This window comes from Mycolicibacterium celeriflavum, assembly GCF_010731795.1.
In the GTDB taxonomy this organism is placed as follows: domain Bacteria; phylum Actinomycetota; class Actinomycetes; order Mycobacteriales; family Mycobacteriaceae; genus Mycobacterium; species Mycobacterium celeriflavum.
In genome coordinates, this window is sequence record NZ_AP022591.1 from 1,837,807 (window position 1) to 1,852,311 (window position 14,505).

At 67.2% G+C, this 14,505-nt stretch carries 17 protein-coding genes, 1 tRNA gene and 1 pseudogene; 10 read left to right on the plus strand and 9 right to left on the minus strand.

The genetic code is table 11. The features are described from left to right. Window positions 1-141 precede the first annotated feature (141 nt). From G6N18_RS09000 to G6N18_RS09010, 3 genes and pseudogenes are all read left to right on the plus strand, one after another. On the plus strand, window positions 142-1,113 hold the full coding sequence (locus G6N18_RS09000) for an enoyl-CoA hydratase/isomerase family protein (protein ID WP_083002193.1): 972 nt from the start codon (window positions 142-144) through the stop codon (window positions 1,111-1,113). Window positions 1,114-1,117: 4 nt separating this feature from the next. After that, a pseudogene (locus G6N18_RS09005) lies at window positions 1,118-2,391 on the plus strand (hypothetical protein). A 122-nt stretch (window positions 2,392-2,513) separates the two neighbouring features. Next, window positions 2,514-3,719 (plus strand): NAD(P)/FAD-dependent oxidoreductase, encoded by a 1,206-nt coding sequence (locus tag G6N18_RS09010; protein ID WP_083002041.1) that lies wholly within the window; start codon window positions 2,514-2,516, stop codon window positions 3,717-3,719. A 3-nt stretch (window positions 3,720-3,722) separates the two neighbouring features. Here the strand turns inward: G6N18_RS09010 and G6N18_RS09015 are convergent, their stop codons facing one another. Next, window positions 3,723-3,989 carry a YdeI/OmpD-associated family protein gene (locus G6N18_RS09015; RefSeq protein WP_083002042.1) on the minus strand — a complete coding sequence of 89 codons (267 nt, stop codon included), beginning with the start codon at window positions 3,987-3,989 and terminating at the stop codon, window positions 3,723-3,725. Window positions 3,990-4,135: 146 nt separating this feature from the next. On the opposite strand from G6N18_RS09015, the gene G6N18_RS09020 reads away from it, so the two are divergent. After that, window positions 4,136-4,441 (plus strand): DUF732 domain-containing protein, encoded by a 306-nt coding sequence (locus tag G6N18_RS09020; protein WP_083002044.1) that lies wholly within the window; start codon window positions 4,136-4,138, stop codon window positions 4,439-4,441. A gap of 19 nt (window positions 4,442-4,460) precedes the next feature. On the opposite strand, the gene G6N18_RS09025 is transcribed toward G6N18_RS09020, so the two are convergent. The 3 genes from G6N18_RS09025 to pgm form a co-directional block, all read right to left on the minus strand. After that, window positions 4,461-4,533, minus strand: a tRNA-Ala gene (locus G6N18_RS09025). A gap of 55 nt (window positions 4,534-4,588) precedes the next feature. Next, complete coding sequence (locus G6N18_RS09030) at window positions 4,589-5,845, minus strand: MFS transporter (RefSeq protein WP_083002046.1); 1,257 nt, start codon at window positions 5,843-5,845, stop codon at window positions 4,589-4,591. Further along, complete coding sequence (pgm, locus tag G6N18_RS09035) at window positions 5,842-7,488, minus strand: phosphoglucomutase (alpha-D-glucose-1,6-bisphosphate-dependent) (RefSeq protein WP_083002195.1); 1,647 nt, start codon at window positions 7,486-7,488, stop codon at window positions 5,842-5,844. The genes G6N18_RS09030 and pgm overlap by 4 nt, the downstream gene beginning before the upstream one ends. Before the next feature lie 75 nt (window positions 7,489-7,563). Here pgm and crcB (G6N18_RS09040) point away from each other — a divergent pair, with 75 nt between their 5' ends. From crcB (G6N18_RS09040) to mbtN, 5 genes are all read left to right on the plus strand, one after another. Then, entirely contained in the window at window positions 7,564-7,935 is a 372-nt protein-coding gene (gene crcB / locus G6N18_RS09040; protein WP_083002198.1) for a fluoride efflux transporter CrcB, read from the plus strand. After that, window positions 7,932-8,297 (plus strand): fluoride efflux transporter CrcB, encoded by a 366-nt coding sequence (crcB, locus tag G6N18_RS09045; protein WP_083002200.1) that lies wholly within the window; start codon window positions 7,932-7,934, stop codon window positions 8,295-8,297. Before crcB (G6N18_RS09040) ends, crcB (G6N18_RS09045) begins: the two co-directional genes overlap by 4 nt. A gap of 65 nt (window positions 8,298-8,362) precedes the next feature. Further along, entirely contained in the window at window positions 8,363-8,632 is a 270-nt protein-coding gene (locus G6N18_RS09050; RefSeq protein WP_082683936.1) for a mycobactin biosynthesis acyl carrier protein MbtL, read from the plus strand. Window positions 8,633-8,637: 5 nt separating this feature from the next. Further along, window positions 8,638-10,209 (plus strand): long-chain-fatty acid--ACP ligase MbtM, encoded by a 1,572-nt coding sequence (gene mbtM / locus G6N18_RS09055; RefSeq protein WP_179962420.1) that lies wholly within the window; start codon window positions 8,638-8,640, stop codon window positions 10,207-10,209. Further along, the gene (gene mbtN, locus G6N18_RS09060; protein ID WP_083002047.1) at window positions 10,206-11,381 is read left to right on the plus strand and encodes a mycobactin biosynthesis acyl-ACP dehydrogenase MbtN; all 1,176 of its coding nucleotides are present in this window, start codon (window positions 10,206-10,208) and stop codon (window positions 11,379-11,381) included. The genes mbtM and mbtN overlap by 4 nt, the downstream gene beginning before the upstream one ends. Before the next feature lie 66 nt (window positions 11,382-11,447). Here the strand turns inward: mbtN and G6N18_RS09065 are convergent, their stop codons facing one another. The 3 genes from G6N18_RS09065 to G6N18_RS09075 form a co-directional block, all read right to left on the minus strand. Further along, window positions 11,448-12,059 carry a GNAT family N-acetyltransferase gene (locus G6N18_RS09065; protein ID WP_083002049.1) on the minus strand — a complete coding sequence of 204 codons (612 nt, stop codon included), beginning with the start codon at window positions 12,057-12,059 and terminating at the stop codon, window positions 11,448-11,450. Between the two features lie 66 nt (window positions 12,060-12,125). Continuing rightward, a complete protein-coding gene (locus G6N18_RS09070) occupies window positions 12,126-12,821 on the minus strand; it encodes a proteasome protein (RefSeq protein ID WP_083002051.1) in 696 nt (231 codons plus the stop codon). 32 nt (window positions 12,822-12,853) lie between these two features. Beyond that, complete coding sequence (locus G6N18_RS09075) at window positions 12,854-13,219, minus strand: DUF488 domain-containing protein (protein WP_083002053.1); 366 nt, start codon at window positions 13,217-13,219, stop codon at window positions 12,854-12,856. 19 nt (window positions 13,220-13,238) lie between these two features. Between G6N18_RS09075 and G6N18_RS09080 the strand changes: the two genes are divergently transcribed. Continuing rightward, window positions 13,239-13,433 (plus strand): hypothetical protein, encoded by a 195-nt coding sequence (locus G6N18_RS09080; RefSeq protein WP_083002054.1) that lies wholly within the window; start codon window positions 13,239-13,241, stop codon window positions 13,431-13,433. A gap of 2 nt (window positions 13,434-13,435) precedes the next feature. Here the strand turns inward: G6N18_RS09080 and G6N18_RS09085 are convergent, their stop codons facing one another. Together G6N18_RS09085 and G6N18_RS09090 are read right to left on the minus strand one after the other, a co-directional pair. Then, window positions 13,436-13,975: a TetR/AcrR family transcriptional regulator gene (locus G6N18_RS09085; RefSeq protein ID WP_083002057.1), complete on the minus strand. Its 540-nt coding sequence runs from the start codon at window positions 13,973-13,975 to the stop codon at window positions 13,436-13,438. Continuing rightward, window positions 13,959-14,405 (minus strand): SRPBCC family protein, encoded by a 447-nt coding sequence (locus tag G6N18_RS09090; protein ID WP_083002060.1) that lies wholly within the window; start codon window positions 14,403-14,405, stop codon window positions 13,959-13,961. Before G6N18_RS09090 ends, G6N18_RS09085 begins: the two co-directional genes overlap by 17 nt. Window positions 14,406-14,505 lie beyond the last annotated feature (100 nt).

Below are 14,505 nucleotides of genomic sequence, written 5' to 3' on the forward strand. Positions count from 1 at the left end.
TACAAACAGCCCCACCGCTGTCACGCGCTGACAGACTGTCGAGGAATCGATGACGCGTGGCGTCGTCGCTGTGTCAGGTCCAGGCGTTGCGCTGCCCGGTCATGCGGGCCGCATACTCACGTGAAGATGGAGGAGCCGAGCATGCCCGAGTACGACTACGAAGAGATGAAGCGGGACGCCGAACAGCACATCCGGTTCGAGAAGGACCGAAAGAACCGGATCGCCTACATCACCTTCAATCGCCCCGAAGCTCAGAACTCGACCACGATGGGCATGCGCCAGCTCTACGCCGACATGATCCACAAGTGCAATGTCGACGACGATGTCAAAGTCGTCGTGATCCGCGGCGAGGGCGAGGACTTCGGCAGCGGCGGTGACCTCCCCGAGCAACGTGACATGTTGGAGAACCCCGGCATGCCCCTGCTGCACGAACTCGCGATCAACGACGACGACGTCAAGTACCCGCCAGGCGGCTCCTACCGCTACCTGTCGACGGTGACCGACTTCTACGCCAAGGCGCGCGCGGGCAACCGGCCGCTACAGGAACTCCGCAAGATCAGCATCATCGAGGCGAAGGGGTACTGCTACGGCTGGCACTTCTATCAGGCAGGCGATGCCGACCTGGTGATCTCCTCCGACGACGCGCTCTTCGGCCATCCGGCCTTCCGCTACGTCGGCTGGGGACCACGGCTGTGGTGGTGGGCGGAAACGATGGGCTTGCGGAAATTCTCCGAGATGCTGTTCACCGGCCGGCCGTTCAGCGCGCAGGAGATGTATGAGTGCGGCTTCCTCAACAGTGTCGTGCCCAGGGACAAGCTCGAAGCCGAGACCGAGAAGTACGCGTTGGCTTGCTCGAAGTCCCGCCCGACCGACACCGTCGCGGTGCAGAAGACGTTCCTCGAGCTCTACAAGCAGCACAAGGGCGAGTACTTCGGCAGCCTGCTGACCGGCATGGTCGAAGGGATGTTGCCGCTCATCCAGAATGATCAGCAAAACGACGTCGACCTCACCGAGGGCACCTTCGAGAAGGGGCTCAACAATGTGGTCAAGGACAACGACATGAACTACCCGCCGGAGTGGCGGCTGAGCCGGTCGGGACGCAACAAGCCCTGACCACGTGACCGATGTGGTCCGCGGGGACACCACCGGCCTGACATTTCCGCGCACGCCGAAGCCCTGCGGGAAGCCGGAACTGGATTCCTCACCGAGGCGTTCCGCGCCTACGGCGCACTGGCACCCGACAACGAGGTCGTGGCGATCGACCGGTTGGCGGAGGTCTCCGGCGGCAGCACCGGACGCAAAGCCGTGTTGACGGTCCGCTATGCGAAGCCGGACACCGTCGCTCGCACCGACCTGTTCGTCAAGTTCTCCCGCGACTTCGACGACGCGGTACGTGATGTCGGGCGCAACCAGATGGAGTCCGAGACATATTTCGCGGCGCTTACCCGCGCGCCCGGTTTCCCCATCGCCGTGCCGGCAACGCAGTTCGCCGACTTCCACCGGGAATCGGGCACCGGGCTGATGATCAGCGAGCGAATCGCGTTCGGAGAGGGCAACATCGAGCCGCAATACCATAAGTGCCTGGATTACGAGATGCCCGATCAGGTCGCCCACTATCGGGCGCTGCTGACCGCAGTGGCGCGATTGGCGGGCACCGAACGCTCGGGCCGGTTGCCCGCCGACCTCCTCGCGCGCTTCCCCGTCGACCTGCAAGCCGCGACTGTCGGCCAGCGGCCGACTTTCACGGCCGAACAACTCGACCGCCGGCTGGGTCGGCTCACCGATTTCGTCGCACGCCACCCCGGCTTGTTCGCCGAACACCTGCGATCTGCGCGGTTTCTGGCAAGCCTGACCGTCGAGGCACCCGCGCTGATCCGGCAGGAGGCGGACGTGTGGCGGCAGTTGGCCGACGACGCCGACTATCTCGCGCTGTGCCACTGGAACGCCAACGTCGACAACGCGTGGTTCTGGCGCGACGACGGCGGGGAGTTGCGGTGCGGTTTGATGGACTGGGGATGCGTCAGCCGGATGAACGTCGCGATGGCCATCTGGGGCTCACTGTCGGCGGCTGAAACCTCGCTCTGGGATACCTATTTCGATGAGTTGCTCGAAATGTTCTGCCGAGAGGTTTCGGCCAGCGGCGGGCCGGTGCTCTCGCGCGAGACGGTGGAACGTCACCTGGTGCTGTACGCGATGCTGATGGGTGTCACCTGGCTTCTCGACGTTCCGGCCTTGATCCGCAAGCGGGTGCCGGCTGCCGGGCCTCACACCACACGGACAGATCCGCGCATCAAGGACGACGAAGCGGTGCGCGCGCCGCTGCAGATGCTGACCAACGTGCTCAACCTGTGGGAGACGCGCAGCATCGCGGCCAACCTGGTCGATCTCTAGTCGGTTATCGGTTGTCTCGGCCGTCGAGTGTCGGGTTGACGCACGGTTCTGACGCTCGGAGCGTCACACAAGCCAACACTCGGCCCCTTGTTCTGGGCGCCGCGGGGCGTGACGATGGTGCGATGCCCGGCGCGCGTGTCCTCGTCCTGGGTTCGGGCTTTGCAGGTCTGTGGGCGGCGCTGGGAGCGGCGCGACGGCTCGACGAACTCGGAGCCGACGGCGCGGTCGACGTCACCGTCGTCAGCCCGCAGCCGTATCACGACATCCGGGTGCGCAACTACGAGGCGGACCTGAGCGAGTGCCGTCTCCCGCTATCCGATTTGTTGGGCCCAGTGGGGGTCGGGCACCTCGCGGCCGAGGTGGTTGCAATCGACGCAGCGGCCGCGAAGGTGCGGACGGCAGACGGTGCGACCCTGAGTTATGACCGCCTGGTGTTGGCGACGGGCAGCCGCGTCGTCAAGCCCGACATTCCCGGTCTGGCCCGGTTCGGGTTCGACGTCGACACCTACGACGCGGCGATGCGGCTGCAGAGTCACATCCGCGGTCTACGACCGGACGATGCGGCATCCGCGACCGCTGTCGTCGTCGGCGCCGGACTCACCGGGATCGAAACCGCCAGCGAGTTGCCCGCGATGCTGGCGGATGTCCTCGGCTCCGGGGGGAGGCCGCGGGTGGTCCTCGTCGATCACAACCCGCACGTCGGGTCGGACATGGGCGACTCAGCCCGACCGGTGATCGAAAAAGCGTTAGCGGACAACAGGGTTGAAGTGCGAACCGGCGTTGGCGTCACTGCGGTCGGAGAGCGAAGCGTCACGCTGTCGACGGGTGAAGTCCTCGCGGCAGCCACGGTGGTGTGGTGTGCCGGGATGCGGGCCAATCCGCTGACCGGGCAGTTTGGGGTGGCATGCGACCGGCTGGGACGACTGCCGGTAGACGATTATCTGCGGGTCGAGGGCGTCGGCGGTGTGTTCGCTGCAGGCGACGTCGCGGCAGCGCGAATGGACGACGAGCACATGTCGGTGATGTCGTGTCAGCACGGCAGGCCGATGGGCCGCTATGCGGGATACAACGTGATCAGCGATCTGTTGGGCGAACCGATGCTGGCACTTCGGATCCCGTGGTACGTCACAGTTCTCGACCTAGGGCGCGCTGGTGCGGTGTACACGGAGGGCTGGGAGCGCCAAGTGGTCAGCACCGGCGCGGCGGCCAAGGCGACGAAGCGAATCATCAACGGCGAGCGCATATATCCCCCGCTGACCGGCGACCGTGCGGCGTTGCTGGCAGCTGCCGCGCCGGAGTTGCAGTCAGCGCCTGCCTACGAGCAGTAGGCGCTACTTGCCGGTGCGCTCGCGGTGCTTGCAACCGGGCCAACAGCACGGCCGGCGCTTACCCTCTTCGAGTTCTTCCTGGGTGCGACGGATGCGACGCTCACGGGTCTTCTCCTGTTTGGCGTCCTCGACCCAACAGATGAACTCGTTGCGCGCCAGCGGTGTGATGTCGTTCCATGCGGCAAGTGCGGTGTCGTTGGCGAGCAACGCCTGACGCAGATCCGCCGGCATTTCGTGCACCACGCCACCGGAAACTCGCGAGCTACCCATGGCCGCCACGATAAACCAGCCGCTTGAGAGCGTCCGCTCAAGGCGCTCGGCTATGAGCGCGGACAGTCACGGCCGTATCTCGAAATGCGCGGCTTCCTGCGTGCCGCTGCGCGCAAGCGGATAATCGGCGATAGAACGGACTGACTATGGCCATGCTTGCGCGAATCACCTTTCTGTCGGCGGCAATCGTCGGCGCACTCATCGGCGCGCCCAACGCGTCCGCGTCGCCCGAGAGCGATTTCTGCCGAAGTATGGCCGGCGCGGGGTTCACCGCTGACTGCGCGACCATCACCGCCCTCGCCCGAGACGTATGCACGCAGTACGACCGTGGCGCCGATTTGACGACAGTCCTGCAGAAGTTGGATGTCTCGACCAAGAACGAGAACTTGTCGAACTACATCATTGCCGGCGCTCGGCTGTACTTCTGTCCGGAGCGCGCCGCCACCTCTTGACTGGAATGTCCTCAGAAAGTGGAGCTAAGGGGACTCGAACCCCTGACCCCCACACTGCCAGTGTGGTGCGCTACCAGCTGCGCCATAGCCCCTGAAGTCGTGCCCATCGAAGTTACACCACCTGCGGGAAGCGCTCAAAATCGCTGGTTACGGCACTTCTCCGCCCGCCTCAGGCCCCAGCGCGCGGGCGGGTGTGTGCACAGCAGGCCGGCCCCGCGTTTCCGGCGCGAACATCCATCCCACCGCCGCGACCATCAGGATCGCCCCGCTGACCACGAACGCCCACCCGAACGACGCGTGCTCGGCGATCTGGCCCACCACCAGCGATCCGATGATCGAACCCAAGTCGGCCATCATCTGGAACGTCGCGACCGCGGTCCCGCCGCGCGCCTTGTTCCCGACGATGTCGGCCACCGCGGCCTGCTGCGGGGAGACGAAGATGCCCGTCGCCGCACCCGTGACGTACGCCGCGACCAGGAAGATCGGCAGTGACGACGTGAAGCCCACCAGGATCGTCGACACCGCGGAGACGGTCAGCCCGACGATCAGCAGCTTGCGGCGGCCGATCCGGTCCGACAGATACCCGCTGGGGATGACCACCGAGACGTTGCCGATCGCGAACGTCGCCAGCGCCAAACCTGCAGCACCCGCGCCGTAGCCGAGTCCCTCGACCACGAACAGCGGCACCAGCGCGATGCGCAACCCGAACGCCGCCCAGCCCGTGCTGAAGTTCGAGAACAATGCGGCCCGATAGGCGCGGTGGCGCAGCACCTGCCGTACCGATACTGCTGGGTCCGTCGGCTCCTCGGGCGCCACGATCGTGCTCCCCCGCAGGCTGACGAACACCACGCCCGCCGCGACCAGCAGCGCCGCCCCGTAGATCACGAACGGGGCGGCCAGGCCGAAACCGGCGGTGAGGCTGCCGAGCACCGGCCCGCCGACCGAGCCGACGAGAAACCCGCTGGAGAACAGTCCGGCGACCCGGCCCCGCGCGTCCGGCGGGGAGATGCGGATCATCAAGCCCAGCGACGACACCGTGAACATCGCCGAGCCCAGGCCGCCGATCGAGCGGAACGCCAGCAGCTGCCAATACGTCTGCGCGAACGCGCACGCCGCGGTGGACAGCGCGACGATCAGCAGACCGCTGATGTACACCCGGCGCTCCCCCAGGCGCTGCACCAGCATTCCGGCCGGCGGCGCGGCGATCAACCGCATCAGCGCGAACGCCGTGATGACGAATGTCGCGGCGCTGATGCTCACCCCGAAGTGGCGGGCGTACTGCGGCAGCACGGGCGCCACCACGCCGTAGCCCAGCGCGACCACCACGTTCGCCCCGACCAGCAGCCAGACCTCTCGCGGGAGCTTCGGCTTGGCCGCCGTCGAACAGTCGCTCTCCGAGGTCACCCAATGACCTTATTGACCACCTCGCGCGCCGCTTCCTGCACCTCCGCCAGGTGCTCGGGACCCTTGAACGACTCGGCGTAGATCTTGTACACGTCCTCGGTGCCCGACGGGCGCGCCGCGAACCACGCGTTCTCCGTCGTCACCTTCAGCCCGCCCAGCGGCGCGCCGTTGCCCGGTGCCGAGGTCAGCTTCGCGGTGATCGGCTCGCCCGCAAGTTCGGTGGCCGAAACCTGCTCCGCCGACAGTTTGGCCAGCCGCGCCTTCTGTTCACGGTCGGCGGGCGCATCGACGCGAGCATATGTTGGGGCGCCGTACTTTTCGGCCAGCGCGCCGTAGCGCTGCGACGGCGTCTCACCCGTCACGGCCAGAATCTCCGAGGCCAGCAACGCCAGGATGATGCCGTCCTTGTCGGTCGTCCACACCGAGCCGTCGTGCCGCAGGAACGACGCGCCCGCGCTCTCCTCACCGCCGAAACCGATTGTGCCGTCGAGTAATCCGTCGACGAACCACTTGAACCCGACCGGCACCTCGACGAGTTTGCGCCCCAGCCCGGCGACCACCCGATCGATGATCGACGAGCTGACCGCGGTCTTGCCGACCGCGGTCGACGCCGGCCACGACGGCCGGTGCGCGTAGAGGTAGTCGATCGCCACCGCCAGATAGTGGTTCGGGTTGAGCAGGCCGCCGTCGGGGGTGACGATGCCGTGCCGGTCGGAGTCCGCATCGTTTCCGGTCGCGATCTGGTAGCTGTCGGGGTTGTCGCTCATCGTCCGGAGCAGACCGGCCATCGCGTTCGGTGAGCTGCAGTCCATCCGGATCTTGCCGTCGGTGTCCAGCGTCATGAACCGCCACGTCGCGTCGACGAGCGGGTTGACCACCGTCAGTTCGAGCTTGTGGCGTTCGGCGATTGCGCCCCAGTAGTCGACGCTGGCGCCGCCCAGCGGATCCGCGCCGATGTGGATGCCCTCGGCGCTGATCGCGTGCATGTCGACGACGTTGGGCAGGTCGGCGACGTAGGCGTCGAGATAGTCGTGGCGCTGCGCGGTCTGTAGCGCGCGGCCCAGCGGCATCCGCTTGACGTCTTTGAGCCCGTCCCGCAGCAGCTCGTTGGCCCGTCGGGCGATCGCGCCGGTGGCATCGGTGTCGGCGGGTCCGCCGTGGGGCGGGTTGTACTTGAAGCCACCGTCCCGCGGAGGGTTGTGCGAAGGCGTGACGACGATCCCGTCGGCATGATCGCCGTCGCGGCCCCGGTTGAACGTCAGGATCGCGTGGCTGACCGCCGGAGTCGGCGTGTAACGGTCTGCCGAATCGATCATGGCCACAACGTCATTGGCGGCCAGCACCTCCAACGCGGAAGCCCAGGCGGGTTCCGAGAGGGCATGGGTGTCGCGGCCGATGAACAGCGGCCCGGTGGTGCCCTGCGCGGCGCGGTACTCGACGATGGCCTGCGTGGTGGCCACGATGTGCGCCTCGTTGAACGCTGCATCGAGGCTGGACCCGCGGTGCCCGGACGTGCCGAACGCGACCTGCTGATCGACATTGTCGGGATCGGGTTCTCGGGTGTAGTACGCGGTCACCACCTGGGCGACGTCGATGAGGTCCTCGGGCTGTGCCGGCTGACCGGCTCGGGGATTGGCCGCCATGCAGCCGATTCTGCTCCACGCGGCCACGCGGTGTGCGTCGATACCGCCATACTTCGCCTTGTGCTTGGTCACGACGTGCTTGGCTACGACGGCCGCGAACTGCTCGCGGTGTTCGTCGGCGGCGCGCTGGGCACCGCCGCCCGCGCAGCGGCGGAGACGCTCGCCGCGCCGGAACCCGGCCACTGGCCATGGGCCACGTTCGCGGTCAACATCGTCGGCGCTTTCGTGTTGGGATATGTGGCCACCCGACTGCCCGGCACGAGCTATCGCCGCCCGCTGCTGGGCACCGGGCTGTGCGGTGGGTTGACCACCTTCTCCACGATGCAGGTCGAAATCTTGAAGATGCTCGAGCGGGAGCATTTCGGATTGGCGGTCGGCTACGCCGCGGCCAGCGTCGCCGCGGGGCTGGGCGTGGCCTGGTTGGGTTCGAGGTGGGCACGGCGATGACGGTCGCGGTGTGGGCGGGCGTAGTGGCGCTCGGCGGCGTCGGTGCCGTGTTGCGGTTTCTCGTGGACCGCGCGGTGGCGCGCCGCCTGACCGGGGCTTTTCCGTCGGGGATCCTGGTCGTGAACGTCTCCGGCGCGCTGCTGCTCGGGCTGCTCAGCGGGCTGAGCGTCGGCCCGACGACCGCGCTTCTGGGCGGAGTCGCGTTCGTCGGCTCCTACACCACGTTCTCGACCTGGATGCTGCAGACCCTCGAGCTCGGCGCGGACCGCCGGACGGTCCTCGCGGTGGCCAATATTCTCGTGAGCCTCGCGCTGGGCCTGGCGGCGGCCGCTGTGGGCTGGTGGATCGGCGCGCAGCTGTGAAAACGCCCACGTGACCGCAGGGTAAGCCTAGCCTTACCTGAGTCGACGTAGTACCGTCGCTGGCCGTGAACCCGTCTACTCCAGAAGCCGTCAGCGTTGCGCTCGCCGAGATCCTGCGCGACGACATGAACGTCGATGTTCGACGCGTCACGCGTGACTCCCGACTGATCGACGACGTCGGTCTCGACTCGGTCGCGTTCGCGGTCGGAATGGTGGCCATCGAGGATCGACTGGGGGTGGCGCTGAGTGAAGAGGACCTGCTCAGCTGCGACACCGTCGGCGATCTGGAAGCGGCCATCCTGGCCAAAGCGGTTGCCGCACCGACAAACTCGTGACCGAGCTGGCAGCGGCTCTCTCGGCGGCGATGTCGGGGGCGCCGACCAGCCTCTCTCTGCTCGACGCCGAAACCGGCCAGTGGGCGCAGCATCCCTGGCCAGAGGTGCACGCGCGGGCTGAGAACATCGCGGAACGGATCACCACCGACGAAGCCACGGCGGTCGGGTTGATCGGCGAACCGACCGTGGAGTTCGTCGCGGCCATCCCGGGCGTGTCCTTCGCCGGTGCCGGGTTGTCAATTCTCCCCGGGCCCATCCGGCGCGCTGACCCCGAGCAGTGGGCTCAGACCACGCTGGACCGGTTCCACTCCATCGGCGTGACGACGGTGTTCAGCCACGGCGCCGAGTTGCGGTTGTTGCGCACGCACGCCGACTCAATCGCCGTTCACGATCTCGCCGAGGCCGGCCACCCACGCCGCTCGACGATGTTTCGCGGCCCGGACAGTGCGGACGTCGCGATCCTGCAAGGCACCGCCGGGTCGACGGGAACGCCTCGCACGGCGATGATTTCGCCGGCCGCGTCGCTGGCCAACCTGCGTGGGCTGATCGCCCGGGTCAACGTCGACGACCGATGCCGTCTGCACAGTTGGTTGCCGATCTACCACGACATGGGGCTGGCGTTCCTCCTGACGGCAACGCTGGGTCAGGCGGACCTGTGGCAGGCGCCCACCTCCGCCTTCGCCGCGTCACCGTTCAACTGGCTCCAATGGCTCACCGAGAGTCGAGCCACGATGACCGCTGCTCCGAACATGGCCTTCAACCTGATCGGTAAGTACGCGGGCAGCCTCAAGGGTTTCGATCTCAGCAACCTCGGCTTCACGCTCAACGGTGGCGAGCCTGTCGACTGCGTCGGCTATCAGCGCTTCGCCGACGAGATGACCCGGTTCGGGTTCAATCCGTCTTCTTTGGCGCCGTCGTACGGTCTGGCCGAATCCACCTGTGCGGTCAGCATTCCCGAGCCGTTCTCTGGACTGCGAGTCGATGACGTCACGGTCAGCACCGAGGCGGGTGAGTCCACTCGTCGCTTCGCGGTGCTCGGTCACGCGATTCCCGGCATGGAAATCCGCATCAACACCGACGCGACGCACACCACCGAGGTGACCGGCCGCGAGGTCGGTGAGATCGAGGTTCGTGGCACGTCGCTGATGACGGGGTACGTCGGTGAAGCCCCGCTCGACCGGCACGCGTGGCTACCGACCGGCGATCTCGGCTACCTCACCGACGACGGGCTGGTCGTCTGCGGCCGCGCCAAGGAGCTCATCACGGTCGCGGGACGCAACGTGTTCCCCACCGAGATCGAGCGCATCGCCGGCGAGATCGACGGGGTCCGTGATGGTTGCGTCGTGGCCGTGGGCACCGGTGAGACATCGGCGCGGCCCGGTCTGGTGATCGCCGCGGAGTTCAAGGGTGACGACGAGCCCGCCGCACGCAGCGCGGTCGTGGCGCGGGTCGCGTCGCACTGCGGCGTGGTTCCCGCCGACGTGGTGTTCCTCAAACCCGGTTCACTGCCCCGCACCTCGTCGGGCAAGCTGCGCCGGCTCGAAGTCAAACGCACGCTGGAGGGAGCAAGCCGATGACGGCCACCGCCGAAGCGCCCGGCGCACCGCCGGCCGAGGACTATCGCGAGCTGCTCGAGCGGGTCTTCGACGACCGGGTCACCGCATGGACGGCGGAAGCCGAAGAGACGGAACGCTTTCCGCGCAAGCTCATCGAATACCTCGGCGAGTCCGGGGTGTTTTCCGCCAAGTGGCCGCCGGGTCAGCAGCAGTCCGACGTCGCGAAGGTCATCGAACTGGCCAGAAGGCTGGGCCTGTTGGGCTCGGCCGGTATCGGCGTCGGGGTGGGCCTGCACGACTCGGCGATCGCGATCCTGCGCCGCTTCGGCAAGTCCGACTACCTGAAGGACATCGCCGAGCAGGCCATTCGCGGCGAGGCGGTGCTGTGCATCGGCGCCTCCGAGCAGTCCGGCGGATCCGACCTGCAGATCGTCGGCACCGAAGTGCGCTCGGTGCGTGGCGGTTTCGAGGTCAAGGGCATCAAGAAGTTCGTCTCGCTGTCCCCCATCGCCGACCACGTCGTGTGCGTGGCACGCAGCGTCGATCACGACCCGGACAGCAAGCACGGCAGCGTGGTCGTAATCGCAGTTCCCGTGGCGCAGTGCGAGGTTCAAACCCCGTACCGCAAAGTCGGCGCCGGCCCACTCGATACCGCAGCGGTGCACATCGACACCTGGGTGCCGGCCGACGCCCTGGTGGCCCGCGCGGGGATCGGGCTGGCCGCGATCTCCTGGGGTCTCGCGCAGGAGCGGATGTCGGTGGCCGGCCTGATCTCGACCTCCGCCCAGCGCGTCATCGGAATCACGTTGGCGCGCATGATGGCTCGGCGGCAGTTCGGCCACTCGCTGTACGAACACCAGGCCCTCCGGATGCGGATGGCCGACCTGCAGGCGCGCGTCGACATGCTGCGCTACGCCCTCGACGGAATCGCCGCGACCGGCAAGCTGGACCTGCGCACCGCCGCCGCCATGAAGGTCAACGCCGCCCGCCTCGGCGAAGAAGTGATGAACGAGTGCATGCACATCTTCGGCGGCTCCGGCTATCTCGTCGACGAAACCCCGTTGGGCAGATGGTGGCGCGACATGAAACTGGCCCGCGTCGGCGGCGGCACTGACGAGGTGCTGTGGGAGTTGGTGGCCGCCGGCATGAAGCCCGATCATGAGGGCTACGCCGAATTCAACCAACTACCCTAACCTGCGCGCGAAGACGGAAACTGCCCAACTTTCAAGGCATTTCGGGAAACTTCGCGCCTTCTCGCGCTAAGAACTGCGCGGCAGCGCGTACAGCGCCATGCGCCGGTTCGACATGTCGTGTTCGCCGAGGAACTCGCAGCCGGCGTACTCGCACACATCACGGGCGCCCTTGTTCCGGTGGTCGGGATCGAACATGATGCGCCGGCACTGCGGATCGAGCTCGAAGATGTTGGCGGTCAACCGCGGTAACAGGATCGGCGCGATGCCGCGGTTGACGAACCGCATCTCCGCGATCGCCGCGTGCAGCCCGATGTCGTGCGCGTCGGCGGCATAGCGCGGCGCGATCGAATCCTTGGCGGCGCGGTACAGCTCGATGTAGACGAACGGCTGGCCGCGGAAGCTGCCGATCATCGGCCTGGAGTACTCGCCGGCCAGCTGTGCGCTCAAATACCGGTGCCAACGCTCGGGCGGCCAGTCGTACTCCCACGCCTCCACCAGATGTGGGCGGTTCATCCACTCCGAGACCATCTCCGCGTCCGCGTCCGCATCGGCGAGCCTGATGAAGTAGGGCTCGGCGAGGGTCGGTGTCGGCGGCGCCGCAACCTCACGGACCGCGTCGGAAATGTCGGTCAGTTCCCGCGGAAGTACAGGCGAGGGTGCGTCGTCAATCTCGGTCATCGCCCGTCGAGCTTACCGGACCGAGTAAGGCAAGACTTACCTTCCACATGGGGTTGTCGGCGGCCGTCACCCGAACAAGTCGTCGAGGGCCTTCTGTTCGAGCTCGGTCCAGCGGTGCACCTGCCGGCGGACCTCGGAGACGGCGTCCTCGTCGAGGTGCTCGGCCGCCTCCGGCGTGATACGGCAGATATCCATCGGTCCGCCGACGCTGGGCGAGGACGCGTCGAGGGCGTCGAGCACCCGTAACGCGGCCACCACGCCGTAGTTGACATCGCGGTCGGCCATGCCGAAGTGCGCCAGCAGCGCATGGGCCTGCTGGGCCATCGGAGAGCCGCTGCCCACGGCGTGGAAGCCGAGCTCTTCGTAGTGCCCGATCAAACCGTGCGGATCGATGTCGATGATGAACGGCTCGCCGCCCGCGTAGCCCGCCGCGAGGACGTAGGTCGCCGGAGTGGCGCCGGGTTTACCCGCCGGCACGTCGGCGATGAAGTTCTTGTAGTGGTGCTCGAGCACGGGCAGGACCCGGCCTTGGAGGGCACGGCCGACGTCGGGCGCTTCCATGATCGCGTCCGGTTCGTTGTCGAAGATCTGCTCGAGGTCGTAGAGCACGGCGCGTGATCCGCTACCGCCCCACGCGGCGCGTTCGCCGAGCGGATGCAGCTTCTGGGCCGGATAGCTCAGGCCCCGCTCGGGGTCGGTGATCTGCGAGTCGGAGGCCATCACCAGCCCGTCTGCGCAGCGCAGCGCGAGAACGACGGTCATCGCGACATTTTCGGACGCATGGTCCGATCGTCTCACGCTGCCCGAGACAGCAGGGTGCGCAGGACGGCGGCTTGGCTTTCCTCGACGTTGCGAGTGGCGGTCACCAGCACCACCGGTCCTTCGCGGAGCAGCGCGCGCAGCTCGGCCAGCGCCGCAGCGCCCTCCTCGGTGTCCAGTTCGGCGGCGTAGCGGGCGGCGAACTCCTCGAACCTTTCCGGCTGATGCGAATACCAGCGCCGCAGTTCGGTCGACGGGGCGACCGCCGGCAGCCATCGGCCGATCCGCGCATCGTCTTTGCGAAATCCCCGCGGCCACAACCGGTCCACGAGCACCCGGGTGCCTTCACCGCTGGGCTCGTCGTAGACCCGCGCGATCTCGATGCTTGGGTGTCCACCCATACGGTGGGATGGTAGGGCCATGCCGGTGGACCGAATTGCGGATTTGCAGCGTTGGCAGGACTCCGGGGCCATCTGGGAGGTGCGCGCCCGGCGGGGAAACAGCGTGACGGTCGCACTGCTGCGCTGCGACGGTGGCGAAGAGGTCGACGTCTTCACCTCCGATGACCCCCGCCTGCTCGACTTCATCGGCCAGCGCCGCAGCAGCGAGGACTGAACTCATGAGAGGCGCTCGGCGGCGCGCAGGAGATCGGCGAAGGCGGTGATTGCGGCGTCGATGCCCTCGAGATCTTCGGTCGCGACCAAGTCCAGCAGCAGGCCGCGTACGACGGCCAGGCCGAGGCGCTTCATTGCGGGCTCGGCGTGCGGCTGCTCTGAGAGCCAGTCGTCGACCGCACCCGGCAGCATCCGGGCGAACGGTAGCTCGCCCTGCACACCGCGGGCATAGCACTCGAAGAAGAGCCGCTCGAACGAGCGCAGGTCCGGCCTCCGCAGGTTCGCCCACATCGCCTTGATCGCATCAGCGGGAGCCGCCGGCAGCTCCCGCATCAGCTCCCGCTGGCGGCGCTCGACCTCACCGACGATCGCCACAAGCAGATCGTCACGCGAGCCGAAATGGTGCAGCAGCATGCGGTGGCTGGTGCCGACCGCTGCGGCGAGATCGCGAAGCGACCGACCGCCGATTCCATGGGCCGCAACCTCGGACACCAGCGCGTCGAGTAGTTCCCGTCGACGCTCGAGGTCAGCAGGCCGGGCCATCGAGCCGATACAGGTGCTCGCAGTGCGCCTTGAGGCCCGCGCCCTCGAGGTCGAGGTAGCGCCTCGTCATCGAGCGCATCAACAGCCCGACCAACGCCCCGATCGGCCCGCGTTGTTCGAGCCGTTGTTCGACACGGGTACCGGCACCCGAATCGGGAATCACCTCGTGGCGTGCCACGGTCAGCCCGCCGGGTGAGCGTTGCACCCACGTCCACGAGGCGCCGGGCGAAACCTCGGTTACCGCCCAGACCAGCTTCGGCATACGCGGTTGTTTGATCTCGAACCGGTTGCCCACGAGCAACTTTGGACTGTCAAGCGCCACCAGTCGGGTCACTGAGGCGGTCCACTCCGGCCAGCGCTCGACGTCACTGAACACCTTCCAGACGACGTCGGCCGGCGCGTCGATCGCAACCGTGGCATCGGTAATCATGTACCAAATGGTACATGCCAATGGACGCGGTGAGGGCAATTTGACGGCATTGAAGAAACCCTTGCCGGAGCAGCAACCACCTGGCTACGGTACCCGCAAA